Annotated in this window: 14 protein-coding genes; 6 read left to right on the forward strand and 8 right to left on the reverse strand. The window is 60.3% G+C overall.

What is annotated here, in order from left to right:
• The first annotated feature begins 66 nt into the window (after nucleotides 1-66).
• Nucleotides 67-768: an aquaporin Z gene (gene aqpZ / locus HRH33_RS19755; RefSeq protein ID WP_094064979.1), complete on the forward strand. Its 702-nt coding sequence runs from the start codon at nucleotides 67-69 to the stop codon at nucleotides 766-768.
• 71 nt (nucleotides 769-839) lie between these two features.
• On the opposite strand, the gene HRH33_RS19760 is transcribed toward aqpZ, so the two are convergent.
• From HRH33_RS19760 to HRH33_RS19770, 3 genes are all read right to left on the reverse strand, one after another.
• Complete coding sequence (locus HRH33_RS19760; RefSeq protein ID WP_034114783.1) at nucleotides 840-1,088, reverse strand: BrnA antitoxin family protein; 249 nt, start codon at nucleotides 1,086-1,088, stop codon at nucleotides 840-842.
• A complete protein-coding gene (locus HRH33_RS19765; RefSeq protein ID WP_034138911.1) occupies nucleotides 1,066-1,344 on the reverse strand; it encodes a BrnT family toxin in 279 nt (92 codons plus the stop codon). The genes HRH33_RS19760 and HRH33_RS19765 overlap by 23 nt, the downstream gene beginning before the upstream one ends.
• Before the next feature lie 77 nt (nucleotides 1,345-1,421).
• Nucleotides 1,422-2,546: a GNAT family N-acetyltransferase gene (locus tag HRH33_RS19770; RefSeq protein ID WP_167416880.1), complete on the reverse strand. Its 1,125-nt coding sequence runs from the start codon at nucleotides 2,544-2,546 to the stop codon at nucleotides 1,422-1,424.
• Between the two features lie 284 nt (nucleotides 2,547-2,830).
• Here HRH33_RS19770 and HRH33_RS19775 point away from each other — a divergent pair, with 284 nt between their 5' ends.
• A complete protein-coding gene (locus tag HRH33_RS19775; protein WP_034138912.1) occupies nucleotides 2,831-4,153 on the forward strand; it encodes a putative porin in 1,323 nt (440 codons plus the stop codon).
• A 107-nt stretch (nucleotides 4,154-4,260) separates the two neighbouring features.
• On the opposite strand, the gene HRH33_RS19780 is transcribed toward HRH33_RS19775, so the two are convergent.
• The 4 genes from HRH33_RS19780 to hrpA all read right to left on the reverse strand — a co-directional run bounded on the left by HRH33_RS19780 (nucleotide 4,261) and on the right by hrpA (nucleotide 10,428).
• Nucleotides 4,261-4,506, reverse strand: a complete 246-nt coding sequence (locus HRH33_RS19780; RefSeq protein ID WP_034099654.1) for a zf-HC2 domain-containing protein — start codon at nucleotides 4,504-4,506, stop codon at nucleotides 4,261-4,263.
• Nucleotides 4,500-5,114 carry an RNA polymerase sigma factor gene (locus HRH33_RS19785; protein ID WP_034114785.1) on the reverse strand — a complete coding sequence of 205 codons (615 nt, stop codon included), beginning with the start codon at nucleotides 5,112-5,114 and terminating at the stop codon, nucleotides 4,500-4,502. Before HRH33_RS19785 ends, HRH33_RS19780 begins: the two co-directional genes overlap by 7 nt.
• Before the next feature lie 16 nt (nucleotides 5,115-5,130).
• Entirely contained in the window at nucleotides 5,131-6,252 is a 1,122-nt protein-coding gene (locus HRH33_RS19790) for a beta-ketoacyl-ACP synthase III (RefSeq protein ID WP_034099658.1), read from the reverse strand.
• Between the two features lie 264 nt (nucleotides 6,253-6,516).
• A complete protein-coding gene (gene hrpA / locus HRH33_RS19795) occupies nucleotides 6,517-10,428 on the reverse strand; it encodes an ATP-dependent RNA helicase HrpA (RefSeq protein ID WP_167416879.1) in 3,912 nt (1,303 codons plus the stop codon).
• A gap of 719 nt (nucleotides 10,429-11,147) precedes the next feature.
• Here hrpA and HRH33_RS19800 point away from each other — a divergent pair.
• Nucleotides 11,148-11,558 carry a hypothetical protein gene (locus HRH33_RS19800; protein ID WP_034138915.1) on the forward strand — a complete coding sequence of 137 codons (411 nt, stop codon included), beginning with the start codon at nucleotides 11,148-11,150 and terminating at the stop codon, nucleotides 11,556-11,558.
• A gap of 144 nt (nucleotides 11,559-11,702) precedes the next feature.
• Here HRH33_RS19800 and aceK read toward each other — a convergent pair whose 3' ends face one another.
• The gene (gene aceK / locus HRH33_RS19805) at nucleotides 11,703-13,409 is read right to left on the reverse strand and encodes a bifunctional isocitrate dehydrogenase kinase/phosphatase (protein WP_167416878.1); all 1,707 of its coding nucleotides are present in this window, start codon (nucleotides 13,407-13,409) and stop codon (nucleotides 11,703-11,705) included.
• A gap of 461 nt (nucleotides 13,410-13,870) precedes the next feature.
• Here aceK and HRH33_RS19810 point away from each other — a divergent pair, with 461 nt between their 5' ends.
• From HRH33_RS19810 to HRH33_RS19820, 3 genes are all read left to right on the forward strand, one after another.
• On the forward strand, nucleotides 13,871-15,424 hold the full coding sequence (locus HRH33_RS19810) for a methyl-accepting chemotaxis protein (RefSeq protein ID WP_425326827.1): 1,554 nt from the start codon (nucleotides 13,871-13,873) through the stop codon (nucleotides 15,422-15,424).
• 65 nt (nucleotides 15,425-15,489) lie between these two features.
• Nucleotides 15,490-16,386 (forward strand): DMT family transporter, encoded by an 897-nt coding sequence (locus HRH33_RS19815; RefSeq protein ID WP_034114788.1) that lies wholly within the window; start codon nucleotides 15,490-15,492, stop codon nucleotides 16,384-16,386.
• Between the two features lie 68 nt (nucleotides 16,387-16,454).
• Complete coding sequence (locus HRH33_RS19820; protein ID WP_034138919.1) at nucleotides 16,455-17,246, forward strand: CPBP family intramembrane glutamic endopeptidase; 792 nt, start codon at nucleotides 16,455-16,457, stop codon at nucleotides 17,244-17,246.
• Nucleotides 17,247-17,276 lie beyond the last annotated feature (30 nt).

Raw genomic sequence — 17,276 nt, forward strand, 5'->3', positions numbered from 1 at the left:
AGTAAATCTGCAGGGAGCATCACTGATTTACTGATTCGGTAGAGCGATCTATCAAGGACGGGTTTCATGTCTTTGTTCAAGCGTTCAGTCACAGAGGGGCTGGGTACGTTTTGGCTGGTGTTGGGTGGGTGCGGCAGCGCGGTATTGGCCGCAGCGTTCCCAGCGGTTGGGATCGGGTTGCTGGGGGTGTCCCTGGCGTTCGGGCTGACGGTGTTGACCATGGCCGTCGCCATCGGCCATATCAGCGGTTGTCACCTCAACCCGGCCGTGACGGTGGGCTTGGTGGTCGGCGGGAGGTTTCCGGCCAAGGAGTTACCGGCCTATATCATCGCCCAGGTCATAGGTGGCGTAGTCGCGGCGGCATTGTTGTATATGATCGCCAGCGGCAAGCCGGGCTTCGAATTGGCGTCGGGGCTGGCTGCCAACGGGTATGGCGACCACTCACCCGGCGGCTATTCGCTGGCGGCGGGGTTCGTCAGTGAGCTGGTGATGACGGCGATGTTCCTGGTGATCATCCTCGGCGCCACCGACCCACGTGCCCCCAAGGGCCTGGCGCCCATCGCCATCGGCCTGGCGTTGACCCTGATCCACCTGATCTCCATTCCCGTGACCAACACCTCGGTCAACCCGGCGCGCAGTACAGGCCCGGCGCTGATCGTGGGTGGGTGGGCGATCCAGCAGTTGTGGTTGTTCTGGCTGGCGCCGTTGCTGGGTGCGGCGATCGGCGGTTTTATTTACGGATGGTTGGGTAAGGAGCCTCCAGCCTGACGCCCCAATACCACGATGGGCCGGTGCAGCCCTGCCGATACAGGGCAGGGCTGCATTCAACAGAGGCTGACTTAACCCTGATGGGCCTGCATGTATTGACGCAACAATTGGTTGATCCGTGTCTGGTAGCCCGTACCCTGACCTTTGAACCACTCAAGAACGTCAGCATCCAGCCGAATAGTCACCGCCTGTTTTACAGGCACACGTAACTCCGCACGTCGGAAAAATTCGGCGTCCAGCTCAGGGATGTCGCTGGTATCGATTTCTTTATCTTTCATCTTGGCCAGGCGCTCCCAATCAGTTTTGGATGTTTGCGTCATAGTATTTGGCCTCCTTCTTAGTTGCCTTTCGGGCGGAGATGATACGAATCACATCACCACACCGCTCGGTGTATACGACTACACCCATTAACCGTTTTATCCAGCCAATACAGATCCAACGCTCTTCCCCATAATCCGCTCGATCATCGCGCAAGGCCAGCATCGGATGGCGAAAAATATCGGGTACGTCATTGAAATCGATTCCGTGCTTGGAAATATTGACCTTGTTTTTTGATTCATCCCATTCAAAACGCATGGCAATGCCTGTATGTACTTTTGTACATACAAAATAGTCAATTTTACAGTTCGTTTGCCGCGACGCGGACGAACGGTCTACGCCTGCCGATACGGCAGCGCCGCCCTCGCTTCTTCGGCATAGGCCAAAACGCCTACCCGTTCGCGCTCGAGAAAATCCTCCACCGCCTTTTTCAAGCCCGGATGCCGCAGGTAGTGCCATGACCGCGTGATCACCGGCTCGAACCCACGGATCAGTTTGTGCTCACCCTGGGCACCGGCGTCGAAACGTTGCAGGCCGTGAGCGATGGCGTAGTCCATGCCCTGGTAGAAACAGGTTTCGAAATGCAGGCGGTCGAATTCCGCCAGGCAGCCCCAATAGCGGCCGTAGAAGCTGTCGCCGCCGATCAGGCTGAAAGCCATGGCCACCGGGCGTGTGCCCTGCTTGGCCAATACCACGCGGATTGCCTCGGGCATACGTTCGGCCAGCAGGCTGAAAAAGGCGCGGGTCAGGTACGGCGCCTGGCGACGGACTGCATAGGTGTTGGCGTAACAGGCGTAGACAAAATCCCACTGCGCCTCGCTCAGTTCGTGGCCTTGCAGCCATTCGAACTCGATGCCCTGCCCCGCCACTTGCTCGCGCTCCTTACGCATCTGCTTGCGTTTGCGCGAGCTCAGGGCGTCGAGGAAATCCTGAAAGTCGCGGTAGCCGCGGTTCTGCCAGTGGAATTGACAACCCAGGCGCTGCAACCAGCCCGGTTGGCCGGCCAAGGCCTCATCAGCCAACCCGTCGGTAAAGTTGATATGCGCGCTGGAAAGCCCTTCGATTTCCAGGTAACCGGGCAGGCTGTTGAGCAGCTCGAAACCATCCTCGACGCTGGCGGCCAGCAAACGCGGGCCGCTTACCGGGCTGAACGGCACGCCAACCAGCAGTTTGGGGTAGTAATCGATACCGGCGCGCTCACAGGCATCGGCCCAGCCGTGATCGAACACGTACTCGCCATAGGAATGCCATTTGCGATAACCGGGCAGTGCCGCCACCAGTCGATCGCCCTCCCAGTGCAGCAAATGCTCCGCTTGCCAGCCTGACTGCGGGCCCAGGCTGGCACTGTCCTCCAAAGCGCTGAGGAAGGCATGTCGCACAAAGGGCTGGGCGCTCGGCAGCAGCGCATCCCATGTCTGCGGGGCGATTTCGGACAGGCTGTCCAGGCGTTGCAACGGCATCGGCATCCTCACTACATCATGGCGTGAAAGCTTCGCGAGTATCGCTTATCGCCGCGACCAGCACACCCTCGAATCGCCGGACAAGGCTCTAAACCAATAGTTCCACGCCCGAACAATTTGTCACCGACATGACATTACTTTGCCACTGTTCCGTCATAAACCACCGCGATACTGACGCCTGTTTTTAGAGCGCCTGGTTCTAGCAGGCGGTTATTTTTTCCGTCCGTCAACGGTCGGTTGTGTCCTGGATGGTTTGCCATCCCTCCCCACTTTCGGAGATTGATATGCGTCTTGCTTCCACTAAAACTGCGGCGGTCCTGTGTGGCGGCCTGTTGCTGGCCCTGAGCGTTCCGGCCAGCGCCGCAGTCGACGCTAAATTGCTCGACATGCTCAAGGCCAACGGCCAGATCACTGCGGCGCAGTACACCGAACTGCAAAACGAGTTGGCCAAAGACCAGAAAGAACAGCAGATCGCACGGCAAGCTCAACAAGAGACCAACGAACAGATCGCGGCCACCGCCAAGAAAGCCAACGAACTGAGCGTGTTCGACCAGAAGCTGGCCTGGGCCGCCAAGACGCAGTTCAAGGGCGATGTACGCTTCCGTCAGGAAACCATCAAGATCGACGGCGAACCCAACAACGGCGGGCGTGACAAGGATCGTCAGCGCATCCGTGCGCGTCTGGGCGCTTACACTGAGATCAACCCGCAAGTGGACACCGGCATCCGTATCGCCACCGGCGGCGGCGACGACGCGCGCTCCACCAACCAGGATCAGGATGGCTACTTTGACAAGAAGTCGATCTGGCTGGACCTGGGCTACATCGACTACCACCCCGACCAGATCAAGAACCTGCACGTGATCGGCGGCAAGATGCTGCAACCGTGGGTCAACATGGGCGATGTGATCTGGGATAGCGATATCAACCCTGAAGGCCTGGCCCTGACCTACAAGTACCCGCTGGGCAGCAGCGCCGAGCTGTTCGGCAGCATTGGTAACTACAACCTCAAAGACAACGTCGACGGCGACGGCGTGCAATTTCGCCACGACCTGCGCCTGACCGCCGGCCAGTTGGGCTCGCGTTTCTCGCTGACCGACAACCTGAAACTGACCGTGGGCGGCAGCGTCTACGCCTATCAGAACGATGAGGACAGCCGCTGCACCACGACCACCACGCCGTGCGCGCTGGCGGTCAACGGTAACTCGGCCAACGAAGAGTTCCGCCTGTACGAAGGTTTCAGCCAACTGGACATCGGCGGCTTGGCCGTACCGCTGTCGCTGTACGGTCAATACGTAAAAAACAACGACGCCTCCACCGATCAGGACACCGCCTGGTTGCTGGGCGCCAAGTCCAAGGTGTTCGGTTTCAACCTGGACTACAACTACCGCGACACCCAGCGTAACGCCGTGGTCGGCGCCTTCACCGACTCGGACTTCGCCAACGGCACCACCGGTTCGCGCGGTCACAAGTTCAAAGTGGGTTACGACATCGACAAGAACTTCGCGGTCGGTGCCACGTACTTCCTGACCAAGGCGGATTTCTCCAGCCGTACCCAGCGCGACGCCGACACCAACACCCTGCAGTTGGATGCCGAAGCCAAGTTCTGAAGCTAGGCGTTGTAAGCCTTGGGCCAGGAAGGCCCAAGGTGGTTGTCACAGTCTGGCGTGGGAGGGGCGATCCCCATCATCCGTTCGGCTCACCCACGCGAGCCTGTTTATTTCCCGTCTTTGCGATCCTTGCGCCGCTCGTCAGCGAGCCGCTGCGCCAAGGCATCCACATTCTTGACCGGCGCGTCGGGCATCATCTTCAAGGTGGCTTGCATCAGGCGCATCTGGCGGATAAACCGGCGGCAGTTCGCGCAGAACATCAAGTGATGACGCACCATCAGGCGCTCGCGAAAGGTCAATTGCCCATCGAGATAATCACTGGAACGTGCCACTTGTTCTTTACAGGTCAGCATTCGCCGGTTTCCTCAAAATGCTCCACCGTGGCGAAGACTTTAAGCCGTGCCCGATGCAACAGCACTCGCACATTGGAGAGCGAGAGGGTCAGCAGATTACAGATTTCTTCCAACGCCAGGCCCTGGCGTTCGCGCAAGACCAACACACTGCTTTGCAGCTCGGACAAGCTCAGCAACGTATGTTCCAGGCAGTCGCGCAGTTCGTCCTCGGTGAGTAACGCCTCCGGCGTGTCCTGGTGCCAGGCATAAGGGGCGACGGCCCAGTGACCGTCATCGGGGCTGAAACGGTCGTCGCCGATGGTGCCGTGGGGCGAAGGCAAATCGTCGAGCAGCACCTCCCGACGATTCTGCTTGTAACGGCCCTTGGCGGCATTGGCTGTGATGGTCAGCAACCAGGTCTTGAGGCTGGAACGCCCCTCGAACTTCGCCAGGTTGCGCACCACCGACAGCCAGGCGTCCTGCACCACTTCATCGGCATGGCGCTGGCCGACGATGGCATAAGCCACCGCCCGCATCGCGCTCTGATAGGTGCTGACCAGTTCTTTGTAAGCCTGCTGCTCGCCCTTGAGCAGGCGTTCAAGCAGGTGCGCGTCGTCCGCTGCCGCCATTAAAGACTCCGGTTATTCAGCGCTTGCGCAGGATGACACTGCCGATCGAATAACCCGCGCCGAACGAACTGAGCACGGCAACCGAGCCCTTGGGCAAGTCGTCCTGGTAAGTGTGAAACGCAATCACGGAACCGGCCGAACTGGTGTTGGCGTAGGTATCGAGAATCACCGGCGCCTCTTGCACCGTGGCTTCGCGGCCCAGCAGTTTTTTCACAATCAGGTGGTTCATGCTCAGGTTGGCCTGGTGCAGCCAGAAGCGCTTCACATCCGCCACATTCAGCTGGTTTTCTTGCAGGTGCACGCCAATCAGTTCAGCGACCATCGGGCATACGTCGCGGAACACCTTGCGGCCTTCCTGCACGAACAGCTTGTCCGGCGCACCAATGCCTTCCGGCGCCGCGCGATTGAGAAAGCCGAAGTTGTTGCGGATGTTGTTGGAGAACTTGGTCAGCAGCTTGGTGCTGACCACGTCGAATTGATGCTCGGAGGTGGCCAGGTCGGCACGCTCCAGGATCACCGCCGTGGCGGCATCGCCGAAGATGAAATGGCTGTCGCGGTCACGAAAGTTCAGGTGACCGGTGCAGACTTCCGGGTTGACCATCAGGATCGCCCGGGCCTGGCCCAGTTGGATGCTGTTGGCGGCATTCTGGATGCCGAACGTAGCGGAAGAACAGGCCACGTTCATATCGAAACCAAAGCCTGCGATACCCAGGGCTTCCTGGACTTCAATGGCGATGGCCGGGTAAGCGCGCTGCAGGTTGGAGCAGGCGACGATCACACCGTCGATGTCGGCGGCGGTCTTACCGGCGCGTTGCAGGGCCTGTTCAGCGGCACCGACGGCCATCTGGCAGAGCACCGACCATTCGTCGTTACTGCGCTCCGGCAGGCTCGGGGTCATGCGCTGGGGGTCGAGAATGCCGTCCTTGTCCATCACGAAGCGGCTTTTGATACCCGATGCTTTCTCGATAAAGGCCGCGCTGGACTCGGTCAGCGCTTGCACATCGCCGCGCTCGATGGCGGCGGCGTTGTCGCTGTTGAACTGATGCACGTAGGTATTGAAAGACTGCACCAGCTCTTCGTTGGAGATGCTATTGGCCGGGGTGTACAGGCCAGTGCCGCTGATGACGACGTTATGCACGGTCGTTCCTCTAAATCTGTCAGGCAGAAGATATTGGTACCGTCGTACCAAACTGTAAGTAGTCCGATTCCGCACCGCGGACACCAAACTGGCATCGCTTTATTCCATCGCGCCGCAGACTTCTGCGACGATCCCGGCATTTATAGCGGCGAAGTTTGCCACAAACACCGGGATTTGGCGCCATCTGCCAGCGGGTTTCAATAGGAGGGGGGGCAAGCCCCCTCTCCTATTTTGATCTGCCTGCCTGGCTGACCGAAAAAGCGATCAGGCCTCGACCAGGCTCCACTGCTTGCTCAATCGCTTGTCGGAAATCGGCACCTTGGTTCCAAGCTGTTGGGCAAAAAGTGACACGCGGTACTCCTCCAGCCACCAGCGGTACAGCTCCAGTTGCGGGTCGCGCTTGCCTTCTTGGGTGTGTTTGTTCAGGCGGTTCTGGTACTGCGTCCACAGGCCGCTGAGTTCACCGCTCCACACTCGATCTTTCTGTACCTGGCTCGGCAGCTTCTCCAGACGCAATTCGATGGCCTTGAGATAGCGCGGCAGTTCCTTGAACCATTGCGCCGGCGTTTCACGTACGAAGCCTGGGTACACCAGGTTGCTCAGTTGCTGCTTGATGTCGTTCAACGCCACGGCCTGGGCCAGGTCGATCTTGCCTTTAAAGCGCTTTTGCAGGCCGTGCCAGAGTTTCAGCACATCCAGGGTCAGGCGCGCCAGGCGCTCGGCGTGTTCGGTCCAGCCGCTGCGCTTGCGCTCGGCCAGGGCCGCCAGGCCGGCGCCGTCGCGCGGCAGGCTGGCTTCACCTTCCAACACACAGCTGTCGAGGCTGGCCAACAGGATGTCTTCGACCAGCGCATCGATACGCCCCAGTTCGCGGTACATCAGCCCCAGTTCGGTAAGACCGGGCAACTTGCCACGCAGGAATTTCGCCGGTTCCGCCAGTTGCTGCATCAAGAGGCGCTGCAAAGCGCGACGGTGCTGGAACTCGGCCTCGGCGGCGGTTGAGAAACGCCCTTCCTTGACCGTGCCGTTCTCTTCCACCAGCGCCGGGTACACCGTCATGGACAGCCCGGCGATGTTCTGCTGGGTCTTCTCGGCCACCGCCGCGAACACCTTGGCCTCCACCGGTTGCTGGCTTTTCGCGGTCTGCGGCACGGCGAGCGCGGCTTGGCTGGCTTCGGCGAAGCGTGCGGTCAGTTCGGCCAGGTCGCGGCCTTCGCCGAGGAACTTGCCCTGGCCGTCGACCACCTCCAGATTCATCTTCAGGTGGTTTTCCACCTGCTGCGCCGCTTCGGCCCAGGCTTCGTCACTGACCCGCGCACCGGTCATGCGCAGCAGTTCGCGCCCCAGCGCCTGGGGCAGCGAGCCCTGGCCGAACTCGATACGTTGCAGCGCGGCCTTGACGAAGTCCGGCACCGGCACAAAGTTCTTGCGCAACGCTTTGGGCAGGTTGCGCACCAGCGCGATGCACTTGGCTTCGATCAACCCTGGCACCAGCCATTCCAGGCGCTCGGCGGGCAACGCCGGCAACAGCGGCGCCGGTACGCGCAAGGTCACACCGTCGCGCGGGTGGTTGGGTTCGAAGTGGTAACTCAAGGCCAGGGCCAGATCGCCCAAGTGCAAGGTGTCGGGGTAATGCGCGGCGGTGACTTCGCTGGCCTCGCGGGCCAGCACGTCCTCCTCGCGCATGATCAGCAATTGCGGATCTTTCTGGCTGTTGATCTTGTACCAGCTATCGAAGGTCGCGGTCTGGTGGATTTCCGCCGGCAAGCGCGCGTCGTAGAAGGCGTACAGGGTTTCTTCGTCGGCCAGGATATCGCGACGGCGGGCCTTGGCTTCCAGTTCGTCGAGCTGCTCCAGCAAGCGCTGGTTGGCGCTGAGGCACCTGGCGCGGGACTGAATCTCGCCGCGCACCAGACCTTCGCGGATAAACAATTCCCGTGAGACGACCGGGTCGACCGGGCCGTAATGCACCGGCCGGCGGCCGACCACGATCAGCCCGAACAGGGTGATTTGCTCAAATGCCACGACCTGGCCGCGCTTCTTCTCCCAATGGGGCTCGAAGTGGTTCTTCTTGATCAAGTGCCCGGCCAGCGGCTCGATCCAGTCGGCGTCGATCTTGGCCACCATGCGCGCATACAGCTTGGTGGTTTCCACCAGTTCGGCGGTCATCAGCCATTGCGGGCGCTTTTTGCCGATGCCCGAGGACGGGTGGATCCAGAAGCGCCGCTGACGCGCCCCCAGGTAATCGCCGTCTTCGGTCTTCTGGCCGATCTGGCTGAGCAGGCCGGACAGCACGGCTTTGTGCAGTTTCGGGTAGTCCGCCGGGTCTTTATTGATGGCCAACTGCATATCGCGGCAAATCAGGCTCAACTGGCGATGGGAATCGCGCCACTCGCGCAGGCGCAAATAGTTGAGGAAGTTTTTGCGGCACCAGTTGCGCAGCGGGCTGGCGGTCAGTTCCTGACGCTGCTCTTCAAAGCCGCGCCACAGATTGACCAAGCCGGCGAAGTCCGAATCCGGGTCTTTCCACTGCGCGTGGGCCTGGTCGGCGGCCTGTTGGCGCTCCGGTGGGCGCTCGCGCGGGTCTTGGATCGACATGGCACTGGCGACGATCAGCACTTCCTGCAAACTGCCGAGCTTGGCCGCTTCCAGCAGCATGCGGCCCATACGTGGGTCCACGGGCAGGCGCGCCAACTGGCGGCCCAGCGGGGTCAACTGGCTGTTTCGGTCCACCGCCGACAGCTCTTGCAGCAGATTGAAACCGTCACTGATGGCCTTGCCGTCCGGCGGTTCGATAAACGGGAAGTCGGTAATTTCGCCCAGGCGCAGGTGCAGCATTTGCAGGATCACCGCGGCGAGGTTGGTGCGCAGGATTTCCGGGTCAGTGAATTCCGGACGGCCGATAAAATCCTCTTCGCTGTACAAACGCACGCAGATGCCCGGCTCAACCCGGCCGCAGCGGCCCTTACGCTGGTTGGCGCTGGCCTGGGAAATCGCTTCGATGGGCAGGCGCTGCACCTTGGCGCGGTAGCTGTAGCGACTGATGCGCGCCGTGCCGCTGTCGATCACATAGCGAATGCCCGGCACCGTCAGCGAGGTCTCCGCGACGTTGGTCGCCAGCACCACGCGACGGCCCGGATGGGATTGGAAGATCCGCTGCTGCTCGGCGGGCGACAGGCGCGCATACAACGGCAGAATCTCGGTGTGCTTGAGCTGGGCCTTGCGCAGCATGTCGGCGGCGTCGCGAATCTCGCGCTCGCCCGGCAAAAACACCAGCACGTCGCCGGGGCTACGCCGTTCGCTGCGTTCGTAGGCGGCGATTTCATCGAGGGTGGCGAGGATCGCCTGGTCAACGGTGAGGTCGTCCTCGACACGGTTGCCCTCCTCGTCCTGCTCCAGGGTCAGCGGGCGGTACCAGGTCTCCACCGGGAACGTTCGGCCCGATACCTCCACGATGGGCGCATCGTCGAAGTGCTTGGAGAAGCGCTCCAGGTCGATGGTGGCCGAAGTGATGATCACTTTGAGGTCCGGGCGACGCGGCAACAGGGTCTTGAGGTAGCCGAGCAGGAAGTCGATGTTCAGGCTGCGTTCGTGGGCTTCGTCGACGATGATCGTGTCGTAGCGTTCCAGATAACGGTCGTTCTGGGTTTCCGCCAGCAAGATGCCGTCGGTCATCAGCTTGATCAGGGTGTTGGCGTCGCTCTGGTCTTCGAAACGGACCTGGTAACCGACCAGCGCGCCGAGGGGCGTGGCCAGTTCTTCGGCGACGCGGCTGGCCACGCTGCGCGCAGCAATCCGGCGTGGCTGGGTATGGCCGATCAGGCCGTACTGGCCGCGACCGATTTCCAGGCAGATCTTCGGCAACTGGGTGGTCTTACCCGAGCCGGTTTCGCCGGCAATGATCAACACCTGGTGCTTGCTCAGCGCGGCCTTGATCTCATCGCGCTTGGCGGCGATGGGTAGGCTGTCGTCATAGCGGATCACTGGCAGGCTGGCGCGCCGCGCCGTCACCTGGGCACAGGAGGCCTGCATGCGCGCGACCCACTGCGCCAACTTTTCCTCGTCGGGTTTCTTGCGCAGCTCAAGCAACTGCCGGCGCAAGCGGTGGCGGTCGGCGAGCATGGCGTGATCGAGGTTTCTGAGCAGTTGGTCGATAGTGGGCGCTTGGTCAGTCATCAGGGCGGCAAGGGTCTTTTGGGTGAGGCAGGTGAGGCCTGCGCAGCGTAAGTCATCAGAGAGGGCGGGATTGTCGCAGATTTCGACCAGTATGGAGACGGTCAGTCAATTACGACTGCGCTGACTTACCGCCGACGACGATATTTACTACGCCACTGAGTAGATCACTCTGTCGTCTTAATGGCAGAAGTCCGATGGGATAGATGGCATGCGAACGGTTCAATGAACCTTCCAGACACCTCTGGCCAACCTTCATTTTTCAACGTGAACCGGAGTTTCCATGCCGCTAAGTCCGTCCACTACGCGCTCACACAACCCGCCCTCCTACGCCGAAGCAACAAATCCTCGGAACCCGCCGCCCTATGAGCACCCTCCGAGCTATGCACAAGCAACAGGTACCCAACCTTCGGCCAGTAATAGCCGTGCTCCATCCACACCGGCCACCAACCTGACGGCGAATAGAATCTCGCAGTATCACTCTATAAGCCAGGCCAATCGAGGCGTGAACTTCATGAGTGACCATTAACAAACGAAAGCCAAGAAGACTCACCTTTTCCATTCAATACTTTTAATACCCCATTAAAAACACAGCGTTTTATTTAGTTAAATAAATAAGCACTTTGTGCTTTTTTTGAAAAAACACTAATGCACTGATGCAATCTCGAAACTTTATTCGACGCGTTATTTACCAGTTGCCAACAACAGTCATCGGAGTTTTTATGCCTATAGATCGCATGTCTTCATCTCGTGTCGGAGGCTATGGACATTCATTTGCGGAAAAGCACCAACGCACGCCCGACAGCATGCCACAAGGCGCCTCGGCATCGTCCTCCAGTTCGTGGAAAACCATAGAAACTTTAAAAAGTCTCCCCACCGACTTCCCTACGTCCAAATTCGGTCAAAGTCATGTTGACAAGCCTATAGGTTTGCTACAGAGAAAAATTGAACTACAGGACAAAGGGTATTCGACCAAGAATGTCGACAACGCATATAAAGAGTCGATGAATGACCTCTACCAGGCAACGGCTAAAGGCCAGAGCAGTTCGTCCAACGAAGTGGACAGAAATCGTTTGACCAACTGGAGCGACAGGGTACTGGAAACTAACAAAGACGTACCATTCCTGAAGTAAACTCAAGCGAACCGTTAGATATATCGACTTATAACTTGCATCACCTTGCTACTGGCATTTTTATAATTGCCAGTAGCTTTATTCAGTGGGAACACTTCAGGGTGCGCTAAACCACAGTCATTGAGCGGTTCAAGACACCTCTCCTCACTTGCGTCGATACGGAAACACATCAATCACCTTCCCCGCCCGAATCGCCTCCTGCAGGCCCTTCCAATAATCCGCGTTGTACAACTCGCCATGCAGTTCGTTGAATAGCTTGCGCTGGCCGATGTCGGCAAACAGGAACGGCGGGAATTCCTCCGGGAACACGTCCAGCGGGCCGATGGAGTACCAGGGCTCGGAGGCCATTTCATCCTCGGGTGTACGCGGGGCGGGAATGTGGCGGAAGTTGGCCTCGGTGAGAAAGCAGATTTCGTCGTAGTCGTAGAACACCACGCGGCCGTGACGGGTGACGCCGAAGTTCTTGAGCAGCATGTCACCGGGGAAGATATTCGCCGCCGCCAACTGTTTGATGGCCAGGCCGTAATCTTCCAGGGCTTCGCGTACCTGTGCGGGGTTGGCGTTTTCCAGGTAGAGGTTGAGTGGGGTCATGCGCCGTTCGGTCCAGCAGTGGCGGATCAGCACGGTGTCGCCTTCGACTTCGACAGTCCCGGCGGCCACGTCCAGCAGTTCGGCCAGGCAATCAGGGTCGAACTTGCTCAAGGGAAAGCGAAAATCGGCGAATTCCTGGGTATCGGCCATGCGCCCCACACGGTCGACGCTTTTAACCAGGCGGTACTTTTCGATCACGGTGGCGCGGTTGACGTTTTTCGACGGTGAGAAACGGTCCTTGATGATCTTGAACACGGTGTTGAAGCCCGGCAGGGTGAACACGCTCATGACCATGCCGCGCACGCCGGGAGCCATGATGAACCGGTCGTCCGTGGTAGCCAGGTGGTTGATCAGCGCGCGGTAGAACTCCGACTTGCCGTGCTTATAGAAACCGATGGAAGTGTACAACTCGGCAATATGCTTGCCCGGCAGGATGCGCTTGAGAAACCCGATGAACTCCGCCGGCACCGGCACATCCACCATGAAGTAGGAACGGGTGAACGAGAAGATGATCGACACCTCGGCCTCATCGGTGATCAGCGCATCAATGCGGATACCCTGCCCTTCGCGGTGCAGCAGCGGAATAACCAGCGGCCATTGCTCGTCGCGGGTATAGATGCGCCCGACCAGGTAGGCCCCTTTATTGCGGTAGAGCACCGAGGAAAACAGCTCGACTTTGAGGTCCGGGTCTTTGCACACCCAGTCCGGCAGGTTTTCCCGCAGTTGGGCTTCGAGCCGGCGCAAGTCGGCCGCCAGGTCGGCGTAGGGCTCGCTGAAGCGGTAGTCCTCGACGATCTGCGCGAGCATCTCGGCAATCTGCCCGGCCGGCGCGTAGACACGGGTTTGCGCCGCCCGCGCGCGACGCAGACTGGGCCGGGTGGTGTGAATAAACATACAGCCGTCGCTGATCAGGTCGTGGCTGAACAGGCCGCAGAAGATCGAGTTGTACCAGGTCTCGGACAATTCATCGTCGAAACGCAGGTCGATAAGGCCGATATAGGCGCTTTTCACCAAAGGCCATAGGTCGATGTCCAGCAAATCGGCGGCCTCGAACCCCGCGCGCAGCCGCGTAGTGACTTCGCCGACCTTTTCTTCATACAGGTTGATCCGCGCCGCCGATGCCGCTTGGCCCAGCTGCCATTGGGCCTTTTCGAAACGCTCGCGCGCACCATCGGTGATCTGGCGAAAGTGTTCGCGGTAGTCATCGAAGCCCTCAAGGATGGTGCGGGCGATGGCAAGGGCGGACGTGGGCTGCGACATGCGGGAAACCTCGAACGGGCATCGGGAAGCCCTGAGCTTAGCCAGTGCGGGAACCCAGGAGAAGAAGGATTTTCGCCGCGCCGTTCTACAGCCTTGTCAACTTTGTACATTAATTTGCAATTTTTATAAGTCGACCGGATGGTCAACTAACGCACTAGAAACGTGCAACGCGTCATTCGCCTGAGCCTCTCACAGCGTGGCTTGGCGCTTGAATCCAAGAAAAAGGCGCCTATCGCCAGCCCCCGACACAAAATTCGATTTTGGATCCAACTAAGGGAAACCCTGATTACCACCTTGATGGCACTTTGATATACAGCGCGCCCTTTCCCACCCTGACAAGGCCATAGGCCGATGCGGGAAGAGGTTCTAATCGTCCAAGGAGCATTGAGATGTCATTGAGGAACATGAGAATCGGTATGCGCGCCGGTCTGAGTTTTGCCGCGTTGGCCAGTTTGCTGGTGATGGTGGGGCTGTTTGGCCTGGGCCAGATGGCCAAGCTGCGTGAAAGCGCGCTGGTGATTGAGCAAACGTGGATGCCCAGCATCGAGAACATTCACGACAGTGCGGCCCTGGTGGCCACTATCCGCTTGGAGTCCCTGCGCCTGGTAAGCACCGACGAATCTCGCGTGCGTGACACCAGCAGAGCAGTGATCAGCCGCACCAGCGATGAACTGCAAAAGCTGCTCGACCGGCATGAAACCCTGCTGAGCAACGACGCCGAACGCGACCTGCTCAAGACCCTCAAAGGCCACGTAACCACCTACCTCGCCATCGTCGCGCAAATGATCGCGCTGGTGGACCAGGACCAACAGCAGGAAGCCCTCGACTTGCTAGTCGGTCGCCTCGCGCCCCAGGGCGGCGTGCTGAGCCAGAGCCTGGAAAACCTGATTGTGTTCAACCAGAACGGCGTCGAAGCCGCTGCCGATTCGGCCGCGCAGCTGTATGGGAGCGCGCAGTGGGTGGTCGGCCTGATTATCGTGGTCGCACTGATCGCTACCCTCCTGCTGGCGTGGTTGCTCACCCGCAGCATCACCGTGCCGATCGGCCAGGCGCTGGGGGTGGCCCGCACCATCGCCAACGGCGACCTGAGCCAGCCCATCACCGTCAGCGGCAAGGACGAAGCAGCTCAGCTACTGACCGCCCTGGCCAGTATGCAAGCACAGTTGCAGGGCACCATTCGTGGAATCAGCGAATCGGCCCGGCAACTGGCCTCGGCCGCCGAGGAGATGAGCTCGGTGATGGATCAGAGCACACGTGGCTTGCAGGCCCAGAACGACGAAATCGAGCAAGCCGCGACCGCCGTCAACCAAATGAGCGCGGCCGTCGACGAGGTAGCGGGCAATGCGGTGTCCAGCGCCGAGGCGTCCCAGGCCTCCGACGAAGACAGCAAACATGGCCACTACCAGATCAGTGAAACCATCAGCTCAATCCAGAACCTAGTGGACGAAGTGCTCGGCGCCTCGAATAAAGCCGAGGGCTTGGCGCTACAGGCCCAGGACATCAGCAAGGTGCTTGAGGTGATACGGGGCATTGCCGGGCAGACCAACTTGCTGGCGCTGAATGCGGCGATTGAAGCGGCGCGCGCAGGCGAGGCCGGGCGGGGCTTTGCGGTGGTCGCCGATGAGGTGCGTTCATTGGCGCAGCGCACCCAGGACTCCACCGAAGAAATCGAGCAGATGATCAGCGGCATCCAGCAAGGCACCCAAGCCACCGTTGACGCACTCAACAGCAGCGCCGAGCACGCCGGCCAGACTCTGCAGCGGGCCAACAGCGCCGGCAGCGCGCTGGAAAAGATCACCGCCGCCATTTCGCAGATCAGCCAGCGCAATCTGGTGATCGCCAGCGCCGCCGAGCAGCAGGCGCTGGTGGCGCGCGAGGTCGACCGCAGCCTGGTCAATATCCGCGACCTGTCCACCCAGACCGCCGCCGGTGCCACCCAGACATCGGCCGCCAGCCAAGAGCTGTCGCGCCTGGCGGTGGACCTCAATGGCATGGTGCTGCGCTTCGTCGTGTAATCAGGGATTGTGTCGCGCAGGGCGCTGGGCAACACTCGCCGGCTTATTCGCGTAGGAAGTTTTCCGTGAGACCTGTCGACACCCTCTACCTGCTGGGACTGGCCGCTATCTGGGGCGCGAGTTTCTTGTTTATGCGCATCATTGCGCCGGAAATAGGTACGCTGCCCACCGCGTTCTTCCGCGTATCGATCGCCGCCGCCGGCTTGCTGGTGATGCTGGCCGTGATGCGGGTGAAATGGGATTTCCAGGGTAAATTCAGAACCGTCCTGCTGCTGGGGGTGATCAATTCCGGGATCCCCGCCACCATGTACTCGGTGGCCGCCCAAGTGCTGCCGGCCGGCTATTCGGCGATTTTCAACGCCACCACGCCGCTGATGGGCGTGTTGATCGGCGGGTTGTTCTTCAGCGAACGCCTGACCCCCTCGAAAATCGCCGGCGTGTGCCTGGGCCTGCTGGGCGTGGCCGTACTGACCCGCGCCGGGCCGGTGGCATTCGACCTGCCCCTGCTGATGGGTGCCCTCGCCTGCCTGCTGGCCACCACCTGCTATGGCTTTGCCGGGTTCCTGGCACGCCGCTGGCTGGATCGACGCGGCGGCCTGGACAGCCGCCTCGCCGCTCTAGGCAGCATGCTCGGCGCGACCTTGTTTCTACTGCCATTCTTCGCCGTCAGTGCCCTATATCAGCCACCGGCCAGTTGGGGCGGTTGGCAGGTCTGGGCATCGCTGCTGGGGCTCGGGTTGGTGTGTACGGCGTTTGCCTACGTGCTGTACTTCCGCTTGCTGACGGCCATCGGACCGGTGCGCTCGATGACCACCACATTCCTGATCCCGCCGTTTGGCGTGCTGTGGGGCGCCTTATTGCTGGATGAGCCGCTGTCCATGGCTCATCTATATGGTGGGGTGTTGATCGCGGGCGCGCTATGGCTGGTATTACGGGTAGGGAAACTGGCCAAGACCTTGTAGGCAGGTTTCATGCGGGGAGCCAGGGACGGTCGTTATACTGCCGCCCGGTATTTTCAAGGATTCCCCCCATGCTGACCCTGCCCTGGCTGTACCTGGCACTGCTTTCCATCGGCTATGTAATGGCCCTGGTTTACGGACAATTGGGTGCACTGGCGTTGGTGTCAGTCGCCCTGCTGCTGGTCGCCGGCTATGCCGTGCGCCAACAACACACACCCTGGGCGCGCTACCTGGGTCACGGCCTGTTTATCGTATTGGCGCTGGGCCTGGCGATGCATTGGTTGCCGGGCTTCTATAACGGCCGCGGGATCGACCCGCAGCGCTTCACCCCCGACGCAGTGCCGTTCTCGATGTACCTGAATCAGGACAAACCTCTGATCGGCTTCTGGCTGCTGCTGGCCTGCCCCTGGATCGTGGCGCGGCGCGCGTTGCGCCTGTCGATCTGTGTCACCGCCCTGGCCTTGACCCTCACCGCCATCGCGGCACTGGGCGGCGCGGCGCTGCTTGGCATCATCAGTTGGGCACCGAAATGGCCGGATCCGGCGTGGCTGTGGGTGCTCAATAATCTGCTGTTGGTCACGCTGGTGGAAGAAGCGCTGTTCCGTGGCTACATTCAAGGCGGCTTGAGCCGGCGCTTCAAGCACCTGCCCTATGGCGACAACCTCGCACTGTTGTTGGCGTCGCTGCTATTTGGCCTTGTGCACCTGGGGGCGGGGTGGCACTGGGTGCTGCTGGCGAGCATTGCCGGGGTCGGTTACGGCTTGGCATACCGGTTTGGCGGCCTGGGGGCGGCGATTGCCACGCACTTTGGCTTGAACCTGCTTCACTTCGGCTTGTTTACGTATCCGATGCTGGCCGGTTGATTGTTGCAAAAATAAGTTAAATAAACCCCC

The sequence above is a fragment of the Pseudomonas rhodesiae genome, assembly GCF_013285305.1.
GTDB lineage: Bacteria > Pseudomonadota > Gammaproteobacteria > Pseudomonadales > Pseudomonadaceae > Aquipseudomonas > Aquipseudomonas rhodesiae.